Source organism: Streptococcus sp. V919 (assembly GCF_054353475.1).
This window is the reverse complement of the sequence record NZ_JBTHHY010000001.1, coordinates 1,157,410-1,173,022: the sequence shown is the minus strand read 5'-3', so window position 1 is coordinate 1,173,022 and position 15,613 is coordinate 1,157,410. Positions and strand designations below refer to the sequence as shown.

General features: G+C 40.8%; 15 protein-coding genes, 12 tRNA genes and 1 rRNA gene. All 28 read left to right on the top strand.

The genetic code is table 11. The features are described 5' to 3' along the window. The first annotated feature begins 10 nt into the window (after nt 1–10). The 28 genes from rrf (at nt 11) to gltX (ending at nt 15,409) form a co-directional block, all read left to right on the top strand. Nucleotides 11–126: ribosomal RNA gene (rrf, locus tag ACXYSK_RS06120) — 5S ribosomal RNA — on the top strand. 4 nt (nt 127–130) lie between these two features. Further along, nucleotides 131–203 (top strand) — tRNA-Val (locus ACXYSK_RS06115). 5 nt (nt 204–208) lie between these two features. Beyond that, nucleotides 209–279: transfer RNA gene (locus ACXYSK_RS06110), tRNA-Gly, on the top strand. Between the two features lie 33 nt (nt 280–312). Next, nucleotides 313–386: transfer RNA gene (locus ACXYSK_RS06105), tRNA-Ile, on the top strand. Between the two features lie 14 nt (nt 387–400). Next, a tRNA-Glu gene (locus ACXYSK_RS06100) sits at nt 401–472 on the top strand. A gap of 7 nt (nt 473–479) precedes the next feature. Beyond that, nucleotides 480–569 (top strand) — tRNA-Ser (locus tag ACXYSK_RS06095). A gap of 10 nt (nt 570–579) precedes the next feature. Next, nucleotides 580–653, top strand: a tRNA-Met gene (locus ACXYSK_RS06090). 4 nt (nt 654–657) lie between these two features. Further along, nucleotides 658–730, top strand: a tRNA-Phe gene (locus ACXYSK_RS06085). Nucleotides 731–746: 16 nt separating this feature from the next. After that, a tRNA-Tyr gene (locus ACXYSK_RS06080) sits at nt 747–827 on the top strand. A gap of 6 nt (nt 828–833) precedes the next feature. Further along, nucleotides 834–904: transfer RNA gene (locus tag ACXYSK_RS06075), tRNA-Trp, on the top strand. 12 nt (nt 905–916) lie between these two features. Then, nucleotides 917–989, top strand: a tRNA-His gene (locus ACXYSK_RS06070). 13 nt (nt 990–1,002) lie between these two features. Then, nucleotides 1,003–1,074, top strand: a tRNA-Gln gene (locus ACXYSK_RS06065). A 9-nt stretch (nt 1,075–1,083) separates the two neighbouring features. Beyond that, a tRNA-Leu gene (locus ACXYSK_RS06060) sits at nt 1,084–1,167 on the top strand. Nucleotides 1,168–1,421: 254 nt separating this feature from the next. Then, on the top strand, nt 1,422–2,573 hold the full coding sequence (nagA, locus tag ACXYSK_RS06055) for an N-acetylglucosamine-6-phosphate deacetylase (protein ID WP_006150219.1): 1,152 nt from the start codon (nt 1,422–1,424) through the stop codon (nt 2,571–2,573). A gap of 165 nt (nt 2,574–2,738) precedes the next feature. Then, nucleotides 2,739–3,116, top strand: a complete 378-nt coding sequence (locus ACXYSK_RS06050) for a DUF1033 family protein (RefSeq protein ID WP_006150119.1) — start codon at nt 2,739–2,741, stop codon at nt 3,114–3,116. 51 nt (nt 3,117–3,167) lie between these two features. After that, nucleotides 3,168–4,106 carry a competence type IV pilus ATPase ComGA gene (gene comGA, locus ACXYSK_RS06045; RefSeq protein WP_458625393.1) on the top strand — a complete coding sequence of 313 codons (939 nt, stop codon included), beginning with the start codon at nt 3,168–3,170 and terminating at the stop codon, nt 4,104–4,106. Beyond that, on the top strand, nt 4,030–5,073 hold the full coding sequence (gene comGB, locus ACXYSK_RS06040; protein WP_458625392.1) for a competence type IV pilus assembly protein ComGB: 1,044 nt from the start codon (nt 4,030–4,032) through the stop codon (nt 5,071–5,073). Before comGA ends, comGB begins: the two co-directional genes overlap by 77 nt. After that, the gene (gene comGC / locus ACXYSK_RS06035) at nt 5,074–5,397 is read left to right on the top strand and encodes a competence type IV pilus major pilin ComGC (protein WP_235083713.1); all 324 of its coding nucleotides are present in this window, start codon (nt 5,074–5,076) and stop codon (nt 5,395–5,397) included. Continuing rightward, the gene (gene comGD / locus ACXYSK_RS06030; RefSeq protein ID WP_029689590.1) at nt 5,360–5,794 is read left to right on the top strand and encodes a competence type IV pilus minor pilin ComGD; all 435 of its coding nucleotides are present in this window, start codon (nt 5,360–5,362) and stop codon (nt 5,792–5,794) included. Before comGC ends, comGD begins: the two co-directional genes overlap by 38 nt. Next, a complete protein-coding gene (gene comGE, locus ACXYSK_RS06025; protein WP_025169999.1) occupies nt 5,757–6,059 on the top strand; it encodes a competence type IV pilus minor pilin ComGE in 303 nt (100 codons plus the stop codon). Before comGD ends, comGE begins: the two co-directional genes overlap by 38 nt. Continuing rightward, nucleotides 6,022–6,483 (top strand): competence type IV pilus minor pilin ComGF, encoded by a 462-nt coding sequence (gene comGF, locus ACXYSK_RS06020; RefSeq protein WP_254726639.1) that lies wholly within the window; start codon nt 6,022–6,024, stop codon nt 6,481–6,483. Before comGE ends, comGF begins: the two co-directional genes overlap by 38 nt. Next, entirely contained in the window at nt 6,461–6,898 is a 438-nt protein-coding gene (gene comGG, locus ACXYSK_RS06015; RefSeq protein WP_254726637.1) for a competence type IV pilus minor pilin ComGG, read from the top strand. The genes comGF and comGG overlap by 23 nt, the downstream gene beginning before the upstream one ends. Before the next feature lie 99 nt (nt 6,899–6,997). Next, nucleotides 6,998–7,699 (top strand): histidine phosphatase family protein, encoded by a 702-nt coding sequence (locus ACXYSK_RS06010; protein WP_006150385.1) that lies wholly within the window; start codon nt 6,998–7,000, stop codon nt 7,697–7,699. Between the two features lie 191 nt (nt 7,700–7,890). Then, nucleotides 7,891–9,597 (top strand): ABC transporter ATP-binding protein, encoded by a 1,707-nt coding sequence (locus tag ACXYSK_RS06005; RefSeq protein ID WP_458625391.1) that lies wholly within the window; start codon nt 7,891–7,893, stop codon nt 9,595–9,597. A gap of 1 nt (nt 9,598) precedes the next feature. Further along, nucleotides 9,599–11,365: an ABC transporter ATP-binding protein gene (locus tag ACXYSK_RS06000; protein ID WP_458625390.1), complete on the top strand. Its 1,767-nt coding sequence runs from the start codon at nt 9,599–9,601 to the stop codon at nt 11,363–11,365. 242 nt (nt 11,366–11,607) lie between these two features. Beyond that, the gene (locus tag ACXYSK_RS05995; protein WP_458625389.1) at nt 11,608–12,297 is read left to right on the top strand and encodes a gamma-glutamyl-gamma-aminobutyrate hydrolase family protein; all 690 of its coding nucleotides are present in this window, start codon (nt 11,608–11,610) and stop codon (nt 12,295–12,297) included. A 170-nt stretch (nt 12,298–12,467) separates the two neighbouring features. Further along, entirely contained in the window at nt 12,468–13,817 is a 1,350-nt protein-coding gene (locus ACXYSK_RS05990; RefSeq protein WP_000018248.1) for a glucose-6-phosphate isomerase, read from the top strand. Nucleotides 13,818–13,948: 131 nt separating this feature from the next. Then, entirely contained in the window at nt 13,949–15,409 is a 1,461-nt protein-coding gene (gene gltX, locus ACXYSK_RS05985; RefSeq protein WP_458625388.1) for a glutamate--tRNA ligase, read from the top strand. The last annotated feature ends 204 nt before the right edge of the window (nt 15,410–15,613 follow it).

Sequence of the window (15,613 nt, the reverse complement as noted above, 5' to 3'; positions counted from 1 at the left end):
TTACTCAGAGTTAAGTGACGATAGCCTAGGAGATACACCTGTACCCATGCCGAACACAGAAGTTAAGCCCTAGAACGCCGGAAGTAGTTGGGGGTTGCCCCCTGTGAGATATGGAAGTCGCTTAGCTCTAGGGAGTTTAGCTCAGCTGGGAGAGCATCTGCCTTACAAGCAGAGGGTCAGCGGTTCGATCCCGTTAACTCCCATTTAAGCGGGTGTAGTTTAGTGGTAAAACTACAGCCTTCCAAGCTGTTGTCGCGAGTTCGATTCTCGTCACCCGCTTTGAACTTTGTTCAAGTACCAAGTTTTTGACTTGGGCGCGTAGCTCAGGTGGTTAGAGCGCACGCCTGATAAGCGTGAGGTCGGTGGTTCGAGTCCACTCGTGCCCATTTTTTATAACTATGGTCCGTTGGTCAAGGGGTTAAGACACCGCCTTTTCACGGCGGTAACACGGGTTCGAATCCCGTACGGACTATTTTGTTGGAGGATTACCCAAGTCCGGCTGAAGGGAACGGTCTTGAAAACCGTCAGGCGTGTAAAAGCGTGCGTGGGTTCGAATCCCACATCCTCCTTTATTATTAACGCGGGATGGAGCAGCTCGGTAGCTCGTCGGGCTCATAACCCGAAGGTCGTAGGTTCAAATCCTGCTCCCGCAATATTGGCTCGGTAGCTCAGTTGGTAGAGCAATGGATTGAAGCTCCATGTGTCGGCGGTTCGATTCCGTCTCGCGCCATATTTTTATAACATACGGAAGGGTAGCGAAGAGGCTAAACGCGGCGGACTGTAAATCCGCTCCTTCGGGTTCGGGGGTTCGAATCCCTCCCCTTCCATCCTCTACGGGCATAGTTTAAAGGTAGAACTAAGGTCTCCAAAACCTTCAGTGTGGGTTCAATTCCTACTGCCCGTGTTTAATAATATGGCGGGTGTGGTGAAGTGGTTAACACACCAGATTGTGGCTCTGGCATGCGTGGGTTCGATCCCCATCACTCGCCTATTTTATATTATTGGGGTATAGCCAAGCGGTAAGGCAAGGGACTTTGACTCCCTCATGCGTTGGTTCGAATCCAGCTACCCCAGTTACTATTTGCCGGCGTGGCGGAATTGGCAGACGCGCTGGACTCAAAATCCAGTGTCCGCAAGGACGTGCCGGTTCGACCCCGGCCGCCGGTATAGTAATACAGACAAGGTTTTCGTGCCTTGTCTTTTTTATTTTTTCTTCCAATTTTTTTCTCATAGTTACTTAAAATTACTTTTCATAAATTTCACCTTTATTGATATTTTTTACTTTATTTTTACTAAATCTTCAATTATTTCACATTATTTTTAACTAAGATAGGTCTATACCATTTACAAATTAATTATAAAGGTTTATAATGTAATTGACATAATAAATATCAGAAAATTGTTTTATGGAGGTAAAGATTATGCCTAAATATATTAAAGCTGATCAATTTTTCTATCCGCATGGGGTTCGTCGTGGCGGTTTCTTAGAACTTGTTGAAGGAAAATTTGGTAAACATGTAGATCAAGTGCCAGAAGGTTCTGAAATTATTGATTATAGTGGTTATAGTATTGCACCAGGTCTTGTGGATACTCACATTCATGGTTTTGGTGGGGTTGATGTTATGGATAATAACATTGAAGGTACGCTTCATACAATGAGTGAGGGTCTACTTAGTACGGGTGTAACCAGCTTTTTGCCAACAACTTTAACTTCATCATACGAACAATTACTTGCTGTTACTGAAAATATTGGTGCCCGCTACAAAGAAGCAACTGGGGCTAAGATTCGTGGTATTTATTTTGAAGGACCTTACTTTACTGAAAAATATAAGGGAGCTCAAAACCCTGCTTATATGAAAGATCCTAGAATGGATGAATTTCGTGCTTGGCAGAAGGCTGCTAATGGTCTTCTTAATAAGATTGCTCTTGCTCCAGAACGTGAAGGTGTAGAAGACTTTGTTCGTACTATTACTGGAGAAGGTGTAACGGTTGCTCTTGGTCACTCTAATGCAACATTTGAGGAAGCTAAAAAAGCTGTTGATGCTGGTGCAAGTGTATGGGTTCATGCCTATAACGGTATGCGTGGCTTAACACACCGTGAACTTGGGATGGTTGGTGCCATGTATGAATTGCCACATACTTATGCAGAATTGATCTGTGATGGTCATCACGTAGACCCTAAGGCCTGTGATATTCTTCTTAAACAAAAGGGTACTGAAAATATTGCTCTTATTACAGACTGTATGACAGCTGGTGGTTTACAAGATGGTGACTATATGTTGGGTGAATTCCCAGTTGTAGTTGCTGATGGTACTGCCCGTCTTAAATCTACAGGGAACTTGGCAGGTTCTATTCTCAAACTTAAAGATGGTTTGAAAAATGTTGTTGAATGGGGGATTGCAAATCCTCACGAAGCTGTCATGATGGCAAGTTTGAATCCTGCAAAATCTGTTCATATTGATGATGTCTGTGGACAAATCCGAGAGGGTTACGATGCTGACTTTATCGTTCTTGATAAAGATTTGGAATTGGTAGCAACTTATCTCGATGGTGAAAAACGTTATCAAGCATAGAAATATAAAGCAGTGACTAGTCTTAGTTGCTGTTTTTTTGTTAGCTGTATTTCTTGTGTGATTTCGTAAATTAGAAAGACTTTATGGCTGTTACTGAAAACGAGCAAATTTCTTTCATTGTGCAAAAAAATTCGCTATAATATACGATACAAAGGAAATGAAACTATGTATCGAGTTATAGAAATGTATGGGGATTTTGAGCCTTGGTGGTTCATAGAAGGATGGGAAGAAGACGTCATAAAGAGTAAGAAATTTGAAAATTACTATGACGCTTTGAAGTACTATAAATCTTGTTGGTTTGAGCTGGAAAAGAAAATTCCGCTTTACAAAAGTCGTGGAGACTTAATGACTATATTTTGGGATCCAGAAGATAAACGTTGGTGTGAGGAATGTGATGACTTTCTGCAACAGTACCATTCGCTTGCTCTACTGGAAGATGGTCAAGTCATCCCAGACGAAAAGTTTAGACCTGGTTATGAAAAACAAACTGGTTTAGATATTCACCGAACTTGTCGTATCAAAAAAGATAGAACAACTTTTTAATAAAGTTGTTCTTTTTTATATTTTCTTCGAATAATTAACTGAGGAGGGAATATGGTACAAGCACTTGCACAAGAATTAATTAGTTTCGCAAAAAAGGATGGAGCTCAGGATATCTATTTTATTCCCAAGGATAAGGTTTATGAGTTGCATATGCGAATAGGAGATGAAAGGCGTTTGATTAATAGCTATGACTTTGAAAAGTTGGGAGCAGTTATTAGTCATTTTAAATTTATTGCTGGGATGAATGTTGGAGAAAAGCGTCGTAGTCAGCTTGGGTCCTGTGATTATCAGCATGATGGCAAGGTTACTTCACTACGCTTATCGACGGTAGGAGATTATCGTGGTCATGAGAGTTTAGTTATTCGCCTTTTGCACGATGAAGAACAAGAGTTGCGCTTCTGGTTTCAAGACCTTAAGGAACTGGAAAAGGGCTTTAGACAACGCGGTCTTTATCTTTTTGCAGGCCCTGTAGGAAGTGGGAAAACTACCTTAATGCATGAATTAGCTAAGTCATTATTCAAGGGACAGCAGGTTATGTCTATTGAAGACCCAGTTGAGATTAAGCAAGAAGAGATGCTGCAATTACAACTCAATGAAGCTATTGGACTGAGCTATGAAAACTTGATAAAACTTTCTTTGCGCCACCGTCCAGATCTTTTAATCATTGGAGAAATCCGGGATAGCGAAACAGCCCGTGCTGTTGTACGAGCTAGTCTGACAGGTGCAACGGTATTCTCGACAATCCATGCCAAGAGTGTTCGTGGGGTTTATGAACGTCTTGTAGAACTTGGAGTTAGTGAAGATGAACTCGCAGTTGTTTTACAAGGTGTTTGCTACCAGAGACTAATCGGGGGAGGAGGAATTATTGATTTTGCAAACCAAAATTATTCAGAACACCAGGCAGAAAAGTGGAATGAACAAATTGACCAACTTCTTAAAGAAGGACATATCACTACCATTCAAGCTGAAACGGAGAAAATTAGCCACTAGTAAGCAGAAGAAAATCATCACTCTCTTTAACAATTTATTTTCGAGTGGTTTTCACTTGGTAGAAATCACTTCCTTCTTAGATAGAAGTCATTTGTTGGAAAAGGAATATGTATCTCAGATGCGCTTAGGACTCTCGCAGGGGAAATCCTTCTCGGAAATGATGAGGACTTTAGGTTTTTCGAGTGCGATTGTCACCCAACTTTCATTGGCTGAAGTTCATGGAAATCTTCATTTGAGTTTAGGGAAAATTGAAGAGTATCTTGATAATCTTGCTAAGGTGAAGAAGAAGTTAATTGAAGTTGCGACCTACCCACTTATTTTACTAGCTTTCTTACTGCTCATTATGTTGGGTTTGCGAAATTATCTCTTGCCCCAACTGGATAGTAGTAACATAGCTACATTAGTGATTAGCAATCTACCACAGATTTTTCTTTGGCTTGTTCTAGCGTTAGCTCTCGTATCTTTAACAGGGCTGATTTTCTACAGGAAATCTAGAAAGATACAAGTCTTTTCTTTTCTAGCTAGAATCCCCTTTCTAGGTGTATTTATCCAGTATTATCTAACTGCCTATTATGCTAGAGAATGGGGAAATATGATTGGACAAGGTTTAGAGTTGGCACAGATTTTCCAGATGATGCAGGAGCAAGGGAATCCTCTTTTTAAGGAAATTGGATACGATTTAGATCAATCTTTGCAAAATGGGCATGAATTTTCTAAGGTTGTTCAGACCTATCCCTTTTTTAGAAGGGAGTTGGGATTAATCATTGAATATGGAGAGGTTAAATCCAAATTGGGAAGCGAATTGGAAATCTATGCGGAAAAAACTTGGGAATCATTCTTTACCCGAGTCAATCGGACCATGAACCTCGTTCAACCACTGGTCTTTATTTTTGTAGCCCTACTAATCGTTTTATTGTACGCAGCTATGTTGCTGCCAATGTATCAAAATATGGAGGTAAATTTTTAGATGAAAAAAATGATGATGAAATTAAAAGAAGCAAAGGTAAAAGCTTTTACTCTGATCGAAATGTTAGTGGTTCTTCTTATCATTAGCGTCCTACTCTTGCTTTTTGTGCCAAATCTGACGAAGCAAAAGGATGCAGTGAATGACAAGGGGAAAGCGGCTGTCGTCAAGGTGGTAGAAAGTCAGGCAGAACTCTATAGTCTGGATAAAAATGAAGATGCCAGTCTAAGCAAATTACAGGCAGATGGACGTATCACTGCTGAGCAAGCAAAAGCCTATAAAGAATATCATGCAAAGCAAAAGACAAGTCAAACAGTTGCGGATTAGGGCTTTTACTGTGCTAGAAAGTCTATTGGTATTAGGAATAGTCAGTCTGTTAGCTTTGGGCTTGTCAAGTTCAGTTCAGTCCACTTTTGCGGCTGTGGAGGAGCAGATTTTCTTTATGGAGTTTGAGGAACTATATAGAGAAACGCAGAAACGGAGTCTGGCTGGTCAGCAAAAGATGAACTTAATGTTAGAAGAGAGAAGTATTGATAATGGTTACCGAAAATTAGCCATCCCTAAAGGAATTCAACTGAAGTTCAATCAGTCAATCACCTTTGACAAGGCTGGAGGGAATTCATCTCTGGCAAGTGTGAAATTTCAAACAAGGAAAGAGGTAGTTCGTTACCAACTATATCTAGGAAATGGAAAGATTAAACGTATTCAAGAAGCAAAAAATTAAGGCGGTTATTCTGCTAGAGGCAGTGATTTCCCTTGCAATTTTTGCTAGTATTGCAACCCTCTTGCTAGGACAGATTCAAGAAAGTAGAAGGAGAGAAGCAGAACTTCTAAAACAGGAAGAAGTTTTGCGAGTGGCCCGTATGGCTTTGCAGACTGGAGAAAAGCAGTTGACGGTTAATGGGCTTACGGTTGATGTTGTCTCGAATGAGCGAGGTTTGGAGGTGTATCATGGAACTGAAAAATTACTGGCGATTCAAGATAAGTAGAGTCAGAGCCTTTACTCTTTTAGAATCCCTGGTTGCTCTTATTGTGATTAGTGGGAGTTTACTTCTTTTTCAATCTATGAGTCAACTCTTGGTTTCAGAAGTTCGCTACCAGCAGAAAAGTGAGCAGAAGGAATGGCTCTTATTTGTGGATCAGCTGGAAGCAGAGTTGAATCGAACTCAATTTGAAAAAGTGGAGAATGATAGACTTTACCTTAAACAGGATGGGAAATCTATCTCTATGGGTAAATCAAAGTCAAATGATTTTCGGAAAACAGATGCCAGTGGACGTGGTTATCAACCTATGATCTACGGTCTGAAATCAGCTCATATTTACCAAAAAGGGCAAAATGTTCATTTTTATTTTCAGTTTGAAAAGGGACTTGAGAGGGAGTTTATCTATCGTGTGGAAAAAGAAAAAAGTTAGGGCTGGAGTTCTCCTTTACGCCGTTACTATTGCTGGAATTTTTAGTCTCTTATTGCAGTTTTATCTGAATCGACAAGTGGCTCATCATCAGGATTATGCCCTTAATAAAGAAAAGCTTCTTGCATTCGCAATGGCTAAAAGAACTTATGAAAAAGCTAGTTCTGAAAGTGGAGTCCAGTCATTTGATGTCGGAAAAGCAACTTATCATACTGATGAAAAAGGCTTTTTAAAGATAGTTACAAGTGGCAAAAATCAGTTTGAATTTCGCTTTTCTCCTTTAAAAAAGACCGGCCGAAAGTCTGAGAAAACAGAAAATAAGCCCAAAGAAGGAAATGAGGAGAAAAAAGAAGAACAGGTAAAAAAAGAAACTGCAAAGTCTTCTGAAGTTACTCCTTCAAAGAAAGATACAGAATAGCTTGGATTTTTGCTTCAGTTGTAAGGTTGAAGGCCAGTGAGTTAGGACGAGGTTTTTGTCTAAAATCATGCTATAATAGATACATATGGAGGACGGAATATGTCAGGTGTAAAATTGTATCTAGTACGTCATGGGAAAACAATGTTTAATACAATCGGTCGTGCTCAAGGTTGGAGTGATACTCCCCTAACAGCTGAGGGAGAACGAGGCATTCACGAATTGGGAATTGGTTTGCGGGAGTCAGGTTTAACCTTTGAACGTGCTTATTCAAGCGATTCTGGGCGGACCATTCAGACAATGGGAATTATCCTTGAAGAGCTTGGTTTGACAGGGCAAATTCCTTATCGCATGGATAAGCGAATTCGTGAATGGTGCTTTGGTAGTTTTGATGGTGCTTATGATGGAGATCTTTTTATGGGTATCATCCCTCGAATCTTTAATGTCGATCATGTGCATCGTTTGTCCTATGCGGAACTAGCTGAAGGTCTGGTAGAAGTGGATACAGCAGGCTGGGCTGAAGGCTGGGAAAAACTAAGCGGTCGTATTTGGGAAGGTTTTGAAGCCATTGCCAAGGAAATGGAAGCTAATGGAGGTGGAAACGCTCTGGTAGTTAGCCATGGAATGACAATCGGAACCATTGTCTATCTAATCAACGGAATGCATCCACATGGTCTTGATAATGGAAGTGTGACGATTCTCGAGTACCAGGATGGTCAGTTCTCAGTTGAGATTGTTGGGGACCGTAGCTACCGTGAAATTGGTCGAGCTAAGTTAGAAGAGCAAGCTAGTTCAGAGCAATAAACATTCTCTACAAAGGCAGAAGATTTTTTTAAATGATTTAATAGAATGCTGATGTCGTCATTGCACAAGCTTGCGAGAGCTGAGTGCTTTGACAATAGCATTCTTTTTTGTTAGAATAGCATCAACATGAAAGCATAAGAAGGGACTGACAGAGCTGTCGTTCCCTTTTGTCTATCTTATAAGGGGGAAATATGCTGTTTCAGAAAATAAAAGCCTATAAATGGCAGGCTCTGGCTTCCTTAATTATGACAGGTCTAATGGTAACGAGTTCACTCCTGCAACCACGTTATTTGCAGGAAGTTTTAGAGGCCTTGCTAGCAGGAGATAATGAAGCTATTTACAATATCGGTTTTTGGTTAATCCTGGTTGCCTTGATTGGTCTAGTCGCAGGTGGAATTAATGTTGTATTAGCAGCCTACATTGCTCAGGGAGTTTCGTCAGACTTACGGGAAGATGCCTTTCGTAAGATTCAAACTTTTTCATACGCTAATATTGAGAAATTTAATGCAGGGAACCTTGTTGTTCGTATGACCAATGATATCAACCAAATCCAGAACGTAGTCATGATGACCTTTCAAATTCTCTTTCGACTACCGCTTTTGTTTATCGGTTCCTTTATTCTAGCAGTCGCGACCTTACCTTCTCTGTGGTGGGTACTAGTTCTTATGGTCGTTCTGATTGTTGCTATGATGGGTCTTATGATGGGAATGATGGGGCCTCGCTTTGCAAAATTCCAGACCTTATTAGAGCGTATCAATGCTATTGCAAAAGAAAATTTACGTGGTGTGCGCGTGGTCAAATCTTTTGTTCGAGAGAAAGATCAGTTTAATAAGTTTACGCAAGTGTCAGATGAGTTGCTGGGAGAAAACCTTTATATCGGCTATGCTTTTTCTATTGTTCAACCTGCAATGATGTTGATTTCTTACGGTGCTGTCTTTCTTTCAATCTGGCTTGTAGCAGGTATGGCAGAGTCAGATCCTTCAGTGGTTGGTTCCATTGCTTCCTTCGTGAACTATCTGAGTCAGATTATCTTTACTATCGTTATGGTCGGATTTTTGGGGAACTCAGTCACTCGTGCCATGATTTCCCTCCGTCGTATTCGTGAAATCCTTGATACAGAACCAGCTATGACTTTTAAGGATGTGGAAGATGAAGAATTGGAAGGAAGTCTCAGTTTTGAAAATGTAACCTTCACCTATCCAAATGATGAAGAACCTATCCTAAAAGATGTATCCTTCGATATTGCAGCTGGTGAGATGGTTGGGGTTGTCGGAGCAACTGGTGCAGGGAAATCAACCTTGGCTCAGTTGATTCCACGATTATTTGATCCTCAGCAAGGTTCTATCAAGATTGGAGGAAAGGACATTCGTACAGTTAGCGAAGGGACACTTCGCAAGACAGTCTCTATCGTCCTACAAAGAGCCATTCTTTTTAGTGGAACCATCGCAGATAACCTCAGACAAGGAAAAGGAGATGCAACAGTTTCAGAAATGGAACGCGCAGCTCGTATCGCACAAGCTAGTGAATTTATCAGCCGCATGGACTTGGCTTTTGAAAGTCCGGTCGAGGAACGTGGGACCAACTTTTCTGGTGGACAAAAACAACGAATGTCTATTGCGCGTGGGATTGTCAGCAATCCTAAAATATTGATTTTCGATGATTCAACCTCTGCACTTGATGCCAAATCAGAACGCTTGGTTCAAGAAGCCCTTAACAAGGATTTGAAGGGGACAACTACGATTATCATCGCCCAAAAAATAAGCTCTGTTGTTCATGCGGATAAAATTTTAGTGCTTGATCAAGGTCGATTGATTGGTCAAGGTAAGCATGCTGAGTTGGTTGCAACAAACTCAGTCTATCGTGAAATTTACGAAACGCAAAAAGGAAAGGAGGAGTAGGATGAAGACATTTCGATTTTTTTGGAACTATTTTAAAGTTTACAAGATATCCTTTGTCGTTGTTATCACTATGATTATCATTGCAACGGTAGCACAAGCCCTCTTTCCAGTTTTTGCAGGTCAAACAGTCACAGAGCTGGCTAATTTGGTTATAGCCTATCAAAATGGAAATTCAGATATGGTTTGGCAAAGTCTATACGGACTCCTTATTAATCTTGCCTATGTTTTGATTGCGCTCGTGGTATCTAGTCTCATCTATATGATCTTGATGAGTCGCATTATTGCCGAATCGACAAATGAAATGCGTAAGGGGCTTTTTGGCAAGCTTTCTCGCCTGACAGTTTCCTTCTTTGACCGCCATCAAGATGGAGATATCCTGTCACGTTTTACCAGTGATTTGGATAATATTCTCCAAGCTTTTAATGAAAGTCTTGTGTCTGTCATGACCAATATTGCTCTTTACATTGGCTTGCTGATTGTCATGTTTGCAAAAAATGTTACATTGGCTTTGATTACGACTGCTAGCACTCCGATAGCAGTTGTCATGTTGTTCTTTATCCTGAAGCTAGCGCGGAAATACACCAACCTTCAACAAAAGGAAGTTGGGAAACTCAATGCTTATATGGATGAGAGTATCTCTGGACAAAAAGCAGTTATCGTTCAAGGTATCCAAGAAGATGTGATTGCTGGTTTTGTCGAGCAGAATGAACGAGTTCGAAAAGCCACTTTCAAGGGAAGAATGTTCTCAGGAATTCTTTTCCCTGTTATGAACGGAATGAGTTTGGTCAATACAGCAGTCGTTATTTTTGTAGGTTCAGCTGTATTACTGAATGATAAGAACATCGAGACAGCAACAGCACTTGGTTTGATTGTCATGTTTACTCAGTTTTCGCAACAGTATTACCAACCCATTATCCAGTTAGCGGCGAGTTGGGGAAGTTTGCAACTGGCCTTTACAGGTGCAGACCGTATCCAAGAAATGTTTGATGCAGAAGAAGAAATTCGTCCTCAAGATGCTCCAGCCTTTAGCGAATTAAAAGAGGGTGTGGAGATTCGTAACGTAGACTTCTCCTACCTGCCAGGAAAACCTATTTTGAAAGATGTCAGCATTTCAGCTCCAAAAGGGAAAATGATTGCAGTTGTTGGTCCGACAGGTTCAGGGAAAACAACCATTATGAACTTGATTAATCGTTTTTATGATGTGGATGCAGGAAGTATCAGCTTTGATGGTAGAGATATCCGCGAATTTGACCTGGATAGTTTGCGAAGCAAGGTGGGAATTGTTCTACAGGATTCTGTTTTGTTTAGCGGAACTATTCGTGACAATATTCGATTCGGTGTGCCAGATGCCAGTCAGGAAATGGTTGAAGCAGCAGCTAAAGCTACACACATCCATGAATATATCGAAAGTTTGCCAGAAAAGTATGATACATTGATTGATGATGACCAAAGTGTCTTCTCGACCGGTCAGAAGCAGTTGATTTCTATTGCTCGTACCTTGATGACAGATCCACAGGTCTTAATCTTGGATGAGGCAACATCAAACGTTGATACTGTAACAGAAAGTAAGATTCAAAATGCCATGGAAGCTATCGTGGCAGGAAGAACTAGTTTTGTAATTGCCCATCGCTTAAAAACCATTCTCAATGCAGATCAGATTATTGTCCTTAAGGACGGTGAAGTTATTGAGCAAGGAAACCATCACGAATTGCTCAAGCTTGGAGGCTTTTACTCCGAACTTTATCACAATCAATTTATCTTTGAATAATACTCTTCGAACATCTCTTCAAACCACGTCAGCGTCCCCTTGCCGTACTCAAGTACAGCCTGCGGCTAGCTTCCTAGTTTGCTCTTTGATTTTCATTGAGTATAAGCAAAAAAGTTGTCCTAATTTTGGGCAACTTTTTCTTATAAAAAAAATTTATCACGGACTTAAAAAATACATATTAGACAGGAGTGGGGAAGGATGATAAGATAAGATTATCAATAGAAGAGGAAAGGAAATCAGTAATGGCAAGAACAGTTGTTGGAGTTGCAGCAAATCTATGTCCCGTGGACGCAGAAGGTAAAAATATTCATTCATCAGTCTCTTGTAAATTTGCTGAGAGTATTCGTCAGGTTGGCGGACTTCCTTTGGTCATTCCGGTTGGTGATGAGTCAGTGGTCTATGACTATGTAGAAATGATTGATAAGCTCATCTTGACTGGGGGACAAAATGTTCACCCTCAGTTTTATGGTGAGGAAAAAACGATTGATAGTGATGATTATAACCTAGCTCGTGATGAGTTTGAGCTCGCTCTTCTACAAGAAGCCTTGCGTCAGAATAAGCCAATCTTAGCCATTTGCCGTGGGGTTCAGCTTGTCAATGTTGCCTTTGGTGGTACACTCAATCAGGAGATTGAAGGTCATTGGCAAGGTCTACCCTTTGGGACTTCACATTCCATTGAGACAGTTGATGGAAGTGTTGTGTCAAAATTGTTTGGTAAAGAAAGTCAAGTAAACTCAGTGCACCGTCAGAGCATTAAAGACTTGGCACCAAATTTCCGTGTGACGGCTGTAGATCCACGTGACCAAACTGTTGAAGCAATCGAATCTATCGATGAACACCGCATTATCGGCTTGCAGTGGCATCCAGAATTTCTGGTCAATGAAGAAGATGGCAACTTAGAATTATTTGAGTATTTATTGAATGAATTGTAACGACTAGAAATCTAGTCGTTTTCTTGTATTGCTTCTTCAAATTTTAATATTGTAACATTTTTTACGCAAACGTTTGAATTATGATAAAATTTGGAAAAATTCAGTATAAAAACTTGAAAAAATTCAAGGTAAGCGTTATGATAGAAAAGAAGAAATATTGGAGGAATACTATGTCACATATTAAATTTGATTATTCAAAAGTATTAGACAAATTTGTTGCACCACATGAAGTGGAATACATGCAAGCACAAGTTACAGCAGCAGACGAATTGATCCGTAAAGGAACTGGTGCTGGTAGCGACTTCTTGGGTTGGTTGGACCTTCCTGAAAACTATGACCGCGAAGAATTTGACCGCATCTTGAAAGCTGCTGAACAAATCAAATCAGACAGCGATGTTTTGGTTGTGATCGGTATTGGTGGATCATACCTTGGAGCGAAAGCTGCCATTGACTTCTTGAACCACCACTTTGCAAACTTGCAAACAAAAGAAGAACGCAAAGCGCCACAAATCCTTTACGCTGGGAACTCAATCTCATCTACTTACCTTGCTGACTTGGTAGAGTATGTTGCAGACAAAGACTTCTCAGTAAACGTAATTTCTAAATCAGGTACAACTACTGAACCAGCTATCGCTTTCCGTGTCTTCAAAGAACTCTTGGTGAAGAAATACGGACAAGAAGAAGCTAACAAACGTATCTATGCTACAACTGACCGCCAAAAAGGTGCTGTTAAGGTTGAAGCAGATGCTAACGGTTGGGAAACATTTGTGGTTCCAGATGATATCGGTGGACGTTTCTCAGTCTTGACAGCAGTTGGATTGCTTCCAATCGCTGCATCAGGTGCAGATATCAAAGCCCTTATGGAAGGTGCGAACGCTGCCCGTAAAGACTACACTTCAGACAAACTTTCAGAAAACGAAGCTTACCAATACGCAGCAGTTCGTAACATCCTTTACCGTAAAGGTTATGCAACTGAAATCTTGGTAAACTACGAGCCATCTCTTCAATACTTCTCAGAATGGTGGAAACAATTGGCTGGTGAGTCAGAAGGGAAAGACCAAAAAGGGATTTACCCAACTTCAGCAAACTTCTCAACAGACTTGCACTCATTGGGTCAATTTATCCAAGAAGGAACTCGTATCATGTTTGAAACAGTTGTCCGCGTTGACAAACCACGTAAGAACGTGATCATCCCTACTTTGGAAGAAGACCTTGACGGACTTGGTTACCTTCAAGGAAAAGACGTTGACTTCGTTAACAAAAAAGCAACTGACGGTGTTCTTCTTGCCCACACTGACGGTGACGTACCAAACATGTACGTGACTCTTCCTGAGCAAGATGCCTTCACTCTTGGCTACACTATCTACTTCTTCGAATTGGCTATTGCCCTTTCAGGTTACTTGAATGCTATTAATCCATTTGACCAACCAGGTGTTGAAGCTTACAAACGTAACATGTTTGCCCTTCTTGGAAAACCAGGTTTTGAAGAATTGAGCAAAGAACTCAACGCTCGTCTATAATAGCTTTAAAAAAGAGTGGTTTTACCACTCTTTTTACTATTTCTCGAAAAGAGAAATTGGACTCTGGAACGACTTGTGATATAATATAGAGAGCAAAAAGGCAGACGCCTAGATACTTTATAGGAGAAGATATGTCAAAAGATATTCGTGTGCGTTATGCACCAAGTCCAACAGGACTACTACACATCGGAAATGCCCGTACAGCATTGTTTAACTACTTGTATGCTCGCCACCATGGTGGAACTTTTATCATCCGTATCGAGGATACTGACCGTAAGCGCCACGTTGAAGACGGAGAACGTTCTCAGCTTGAAAACCTTCGTTGGTTGGGCATGGACTGGGATGAAAGTCCAGAGACTCATGAAAACTACCGCCAGTCTGAACGTTTGGAACTCTATCAAAAATACATTGACCAATTGCTAGCCGAAGGAAAAGCCTACAAATCTTACGTTACAGAAGAAGAGTTGGCAGCAGAACGTGAACGCCAAGAAGCAGCTGGTGAAACACCTCGCTACATCAACGAATACCTTGGCATGAGCGAAGAAGAAAAAGCAGCTTATATCGCAGAACGTGAAGCAGCAGGTGTGATTCCAACGGTTCGTTTGGCAGTCAATGAGTCAGGTATCTACAAATGGCATGATATGGTCAAAGGTGATATCGAATTTGAAGGTGGCAATATCGGTGGTGACTGGGTCATCCAAAAGAAAGATGGATACCCAACTTACAACTTTGCCGTTGTAATCGATGACCACGATATGCAAATCTCTCACGTCATCCGTGGAGATGACCATATTGCTAATACACCAAAACAGCTCATGGTCTATGAAGCTCTTGGTTGGGAAGCACCAGAATTTGGTCACATGACCTTGATCATCAACTCTGAAACTGGTAAGAAGTTGTCAAAACGTGATACCAATACCCTTCAGTTCATCGAAGATTACCGGAAGAAAGGTTACCTTCCAGAAGCAGTCTTTAACTTTATCGCTCTTCTTGGTTGGAACCCTGGTGGGGAAGACGAAATCTTCTCTCGCGAAGAACTGATCAAACTTTTTGATGAAAACCGCCTCAGCAAGTCTCCAGCAGCCTTCGACCAAAAGAAAATGGACTGGATGAGCAATGAGTATATCAAGAATGCGGATCTTGCGACCATCTTTGAAATGGCCAAACCATTCCTCGAAGCAGCAGGACGTTTGACAGACAAGGCTGAGAAATTGGTGGAACTCTACAAACCACAAATGAAGTCAGTGGATGAAATCGTTCCATTGACAGACCTCTTCTTCTCAGACTTCCCAGAATTGACAGAAGCTGAGAAAGAAGTCATGGCTGGTGAAACAGTGCCAACGGTACTTGAAGCCTTCAAAGCAAAACTTGAAGCCATGTCAGACGAAGAGTTTGTGGCAGAAAATATCTTCCCACAAATCAAAGCAGTCCAAAAGGAAACAGGTATCAAAGGGAAGAACCTCTTCATGCCTATCCGTATCGCCGTTTCAGGTGAAATGCATGGTCCTGAATTGCCAGATACCATCTACTTGCTTGGACGCGAAAAATCCATCCAGCACATCGAAAAAATGTTGGAAGAAATTGCAAAATAGTACCTTAAAAAGAACTCATATATTGAGTTCTTTTTTTGTGTTTACTTATTTGAAAATGCAAAGATTTTATTGTATAATATGAGGTGACAGGGCAAGGGAAATAAAGTAATGCGATGGTATATTCTTTACAATGAGACTCGTATTAGCCCAGACATTACATTTAATGTTGGTGAGTCTACTTATTTTTTCTTTGCGTTTTGCTGG

What these genes read in the sequence shown, in the direction of transcription:
- gltX (WP_458625388.1), top strand. Translation starts at nt 13,949, where the DNA reads ATGTCAAAAGATATTCGTGTGCGTTATGCACCAAGTCCAACAGGACTA.
- comGD (WP_029689590.1), top strand. Translation starts at nt 5,360, where the DNA reads ATGCAAAGCAAAAGACAAGTCAAACAGTTGCGGATTAGGGCTTTTACT.
- nagA (WP_006150219.1), top strand. Translation starts at nt 1,422, where the DNA reads ATGCCTAAATATATTAAAGCTGATCAATTTTTCTATCCGCATGGGGTT.
- comGB (WP_458625392.1), top strand. Translation starts at nt 4,030, where the DNA reads ATGAACAAATTGACCAACTTCTTAAAGAAGGACATATCACTACCATTC.
- ACXYSK_RS06010 (WP_006150385.1), top strand. Translation starts at nt 6,998, where the DNA reads ATGTCAGGTGTAAAATTGTATCTAGTACGTCATGGGAAAACAATGTTT.
- ACXYSK_RS06005 (WP_458625391.1), top strand. Translation starts at nt 7,891, where the DNA reads ATGCTGTTTCAGAAAATAAAAGCCTATAAATGGCAGGCTCTGGCTTCC.
- comGE (WP_025169999.1), top strand. Translation starts at nt 5,757, where the DNA reads ATGGAAAGATTAAACGTATTCAAGAAGCAAAAAATTAAGGCGGTTATT.
- ACXYSK_RS05995 (WP_458625389.1), top strand. Translation starts at nt 11,608, where the DNA reads ATGGCAAGAACAGTTGTTGGAGTTGCAGCAAATCTATGTCCCGTGGAC.
- comGA (WP_458625393.1), top strand. Translation starts at nt 3,168, where the DNA reads ATGGTACAAGCACTTGCACAAGAATTAATTAGTTTCGCAAAAAAGGAT.
- comGF (WP_254726639.1), top strand. Translation starts at nt 6,022, where the DNA reads ATGGAACTGAAAAATTACTGGCGATTCAAGATAAGTAGAGTCAGAGCC.
- ACXYSK_RS06050 (WP_006150119.1), top strand. Translation starts at nt 2,739, where the DNA reads ATGTATCGAGTTATAGAAATGTATGGGGATTTTGAGCCTTGGTGGTTC.
- ACXYSK_RS06000 (WP_458625390.1), top strand. Translation starts at nt 9,599, where the DNA reads ATGAAGACATTTCGATTTTTTTGGAACTATTTTAAAGTTTACAAGATA.
- ACXYSK_RS05990 (WP_000018248.1), top strand. Translation starts at nt 12,468, where the DNA reads ATGTCACATATTAAATTTGATTATTCAAAAGTATTAGACAAATTTGTT.
- comGC (WP_235083713.1), top strand. Translation starts at nt 5,074, where the DNA reads ATGAAAAAAATGATGATGAAATTAAAAGAAGCAAAGGTAAAAGCTTTT.